Consider the following 4,000-nt stretch of genomic DNA (forward strand, 5'->3'; position numbering starts at 1 on the left):
GTATATAGCTGTTGTGTGCTGGGAGACACCAACTGGTCTCCTCGACGATTGCCCATACCAGGTCGATGATCTTGTCCAAGATCACTTCCTTTGGCTTCAGGCAGTAGGCCAATGTGAGTGTTCCAAGCATCCTTCTCCTGGTGAAATAACACTCTTCAAAAGTTGTACGATTGCCTGTCCTGCTGAAAGATAGGTAGAGAGACGCTGGTAGTGCAGGAATTGCCTGAGAAACCACTTTTTCTGCACGCTTGATGATAAGAGAGGATACAGGGGATATGAGGGTATCCCAGAATTTCCTGTCCGTTGCAGGAGGAGCTGTTCGATATACTCCATTCATGTGGGACAGAAGCGGTATGTATTCTCTTGTCATACGTGGTCTCCCTTGCGTGAAAGGTGTTGCAGGTACTGCCTTGGGCTGAGCCCCTCCACCTTTTTGAACACCTTGCTGAAGTAGAAGGAGCTTTCAAACCCAAGTTTTTCTGCAATCTCATACACCTTGTACTCACCCTGAGCCATCATCTGTTTTGCCGCATGCACTTTCTCCTTGGTGATGTACTCTACGAAACTGCACTCGCTATAGCGTGAGAAGAGACTGCTGAGGTAATTCTGGCTGAACCCGAAGAGCAGGGCAACCTCTGTGAGGTTGAGTTTCCTGGTGATGTTTTCCTGGATGTACTGCTGGATATTTGCAACTACCTTTGCGCGATAGTCCTGCTTTCTGGACTGCAGATACTTGCCCAATCCCTCGGCGAGATGGCGAAGGTATGCACAACACTGGTTGGTGGTAGTGCAACTGTATAGTTGCCGGTAACCTCCATGTTCCTCCTGGAAGATCTGTTCAACAAGTTTCTGTCCATCCGGGATCAGACTGATGGCCATATAGAGGATATTGCTGGCACTCTCGATTGCCTGCAATGGTGTGATTCCCTGTCTCTCCATCTCTTTTGCTACATCCTCCATGATCTGGGCCAGCTCCTCTGCATCAAGCTCTTCAAAAGCCCTGGTAAGACGAATGCGATAGGGATCCAGGCTGAAGCGTTGTTCCTGTTTCTGTTCAGCGAAAGAGATGGAGGCCTTCTCCTGAGAACTGGTGAGCAACTGCCGAGCTGAGTTGAACGAGTCACTGAGGTGGAATGGGTCATTCACCGGAAGCCCTACACAACAGAGGAGATGCACGGAAAAGTAGTTATATATGACATGCAATGCCTTCTCCAGAACCTGACGAATAATGGTTCGGTAGTGAGCTCCTTGTTCCTCATTCAAACAGAAGGTGATGGCTAGATGGTGCAAGTCCAAACTGGTTATATGACAGGTAAGATAGCGTGAGAGCGTCTCCTTCAGCATACCGGTGCTGCTGTAGTAGAGGCTCACATCACGTTCCTCTTCCTCTTTGCTCTCAATGGTTACATAGCAGACAACATAGAGCCTCTCTTCAAAACAGAGAGCCAGTTCCTGTTTCTGGGAATCGAAGGCCTGCCGGCTTTCTATGAGACCGTTGAACAACCGGACAAAGAACTTATCTCTAAATGCTCCCATTGCTCCACGCTCATACATAGGGTAGGGAGGGTGTCCCTGTTCCTTGATCTGCTGTAGGAGGTCCAAGGCCTTCTGAACCGATGCAGCGAGGCTCTGTTCGGTCAATTCAAGCTTAACCAGATAGTCTACTGCTTGGTATGTAAGTGCTTCCTTGACATAGCTGAACTCCTCATAGCTGGTAAGGAGGATAAATAGGGGAACTCTTCCATATACCGCGCCACTCTCCTTAAGCACTTCCAGACCACTCTTGATGGGCATCTTGATATCAGTGATCACCAGCTGAGGGTGTTCTCTTTCTATTGCCTGCTGAAGTTGCAATCCATTGCGTGCCACTGCAACAATCTCGATACCGAGCTCATTCCAGTTAAGCATGGATTGCAGTCCGACCAGGACCAACGGTTCATCATCGGCTATGATCAGTTTGGTTGCCATGCTGTTCCATCCTTTTTCTGCAGCGGTAAACGAATGATGGCTTTTGTGTAGAGCCCTTTCTCGCTCTGCAGGGTGAGTCCGTAGTTCTCACTGAACATATATTCGATTCGTTTTGCTACGTTCTTGATTCCAATCTCTGTGAACATGCCCTTGTTCGGGGATTTGCTGGAGTCGAAGGCAGCATCAATCATGGATTGATCCATTCCTACTCCGTCATCAGTGATGATAAGGCTGCATGCATCCTCTTCCAGTCTTGCCTCGATGGTTACCGTCCCAGCTCCTCCCTTCGGCTCAATGCCATGAAAAATTGCATTTTCCACCAGTGGCTGCAAGGTGAACCGGGGAATGCCTATAGCGTAGTAGCTTGGATCTATCGAGACCTGTAGGACAAGGGTTCCTCCGTAGCGGTACTTCTGGATGACAAAGTAGTCATTCAGCAATTCCAGCTCTGCCTCCAAGGTGATGATTGGCTCATCGGCTTTGCTTACATTTTTCATGAGTCGGGAGAGGCTGGTGGTCATCTCAGCTATTCCGGTTGCTTTCTGCAAGGTGGCCATCCATTTGATGGAGTTGAGTGTATTATAGAGGAAATGGGGATTTATCTGGCTTTGGAGCATACGGTACTCCAGTTCCTGTTTCTTTTTCTCATCAGTGACACGCCGTTCAAGCAGCTCATCAACCCTCCCTGCCAGTTCATTGATCCCTCTTCCAATATCACCCAGCTCATCCTCCCATTCAATGCTTGGGTCGCTGGAGAAGTCACTATGTGCGATTGCCTTCATCCTCTCCTGGATTTTTGCAATCGGGCGGTTGAAGAGCCGGTTCAGCAAGAGGGCGAGGATAGTTCCAAAGAGCAAGACTGCCAACAGGATAATGACCAGCATGGAGAGGTAGGTGGTACGCTCAAAACGTACTTTGTCAGATGAAAGGGTCTGGCTGAGGGTAATGTCCTGAAACCCGGTGGGGCAGGTGATCAGCAACTGCTGTTTACCATCCAGGAGGACCCTTGCAACTTGGGTCTGCTCTCCATCGGTATCTGCGTCCATTATCTCCATGGCGGGGACTTGCATCAGATGGAAGCGGTTGTTCTTCAGTTGGTAAAAATGGTTCCCAATTCCAAGGTACAGGGAGGATCCCTCAGGAAGGGTGTAGTCCTTGACCAAGTCAAGGATCAACGAGGCACTTACCGCGATGTAGAGCTGACCGGTCACCTCTGGGGATGAGGATCGGGTGAGCACTCTCCTGATGGGCAATACTTGTGCTTCTCCCCTGAGGAAGGGGTCCTGCCAGATATGGTTCCATCCACCATTTTGTGTAAAGGTAGGGGGAAGCACCATATCTACATTGGTGGTGTTTACCGGCATGCTGTCGCTCATCCAGAGACCGGTATGAATGAGTTTTGTATGGTTGATATCGGTGATGATGATCCTGCTGACGTATGCCTGGGCGAGGTTGTTCATTACCTCTTCCTTTACCCGTTCATAGGTTTCCAGGGCATTGGTATTTCCCTCCTGTTCCAGATATGCAGATACCAAGGTATTGGTGGTGCACCACTTGATAAGGGAGTCAATAGCAACCATATTCTCACGGGCTTTTGCTCCAATGAACTGCAGGTTGAACTCAGTTGAGGAAATCTGGCTTTCAAGGGCAAATGAACGGAAGAGCAGGAAACTGAAGGTTGCCACCAAGATAGCAATGACAAGGGCGAATGTGATGGTGATCATCGTAATCTTCCCCTTCAAGGTTTTCAGCCGCATACAACTCCTCCCACAGGAGAGTATGAGCTACGTTGGGACGAGGGCGCAACCTGAAACAGGAGAATCTTGGAAATGTTCGGAAAAAAGTACAGGTTCAAAGAAAATAGTACAACTTTTTTTGCAGGTACGGAAGAAAGTAAAGCTTTTGCACATTGAATTGCATGGTATTGTAAACCATTGGGCCATACCCTAAGGCTGAGAGGAAAAGATTCCTCTGTGTTATGAACCGTAAGGAGGTTTATCCATGAAAAAAGTACTGACGATTTTGCTTGTAC

The 4,000-nt window shown here is 48.6% G+C and carries 3 protein-coding genes; all 3 read right to left on the reverse strand.

Features of this window, described 5'->3' with window-relative positions:
* Positions 1–370 (reverse strand): hypothetical protein (locus tag JF818_RS03695; protein WP_198890634.1); only part of this gene is annotated, 370 nt, incomplete at its 3' end.
* Positions 367–1,968: an AraC family transcriptional regulator gene (locus tag JF818_RS03700; RefSeq protein WP_198890635.1), complete on the reverse strand. Its 1,602-nt coding sequence runs from the start codon at positions 1,966–1,968 to the stop codon at positions 367–369. The genes JF818_RS03700 and JF818_RS03695, both read right to left, overlap by 4 nt.
* The gene (locus tag JF818_RS03705) at positions 1,953–3,725 is read right to left on the reverse strand and encodes a sensor histidine kinase (protein WP_198890636.1); all 1,773 of its coding nucleotides are present in this window, start codon (positions 3,723–3,725) and stop codon (positions 1,953–1,955) included. Before JF818_RS03705 ends, JF818_RS03700 begins: the two co-directional genes overlap by 16 nt.
* Positions 3,726–4,000 lie beyond the last annotated feature (275 nt).

This window comes from Sphaerochaeta sp. S2 (assembly GCF_016406725.1).
Classification (GTDB): domain Bacteria; phylum Spirochaetota; class Spirochaetia; order Sphaerochaetales; family Sphaerochaetaceae; genus Sphaerochaeta.

Excerpts from the sequence above, each read along its gene's own strand:
- JF818_RS03700 (WP_198890635.1), bottom strand. The coding sequence starts at position 1,968 with ATGGCAACCAAACTGATCATAGCCGATGATGAACCGTTGGTCCTGGTC.
- JF818_RS03705 (WP_198890636.1), bottom strand. The coding sequence starts at position 3,725 with ATGCGGCTGAAAACCTTGAAGGGGAAGATTACGATGATCACCATCACA.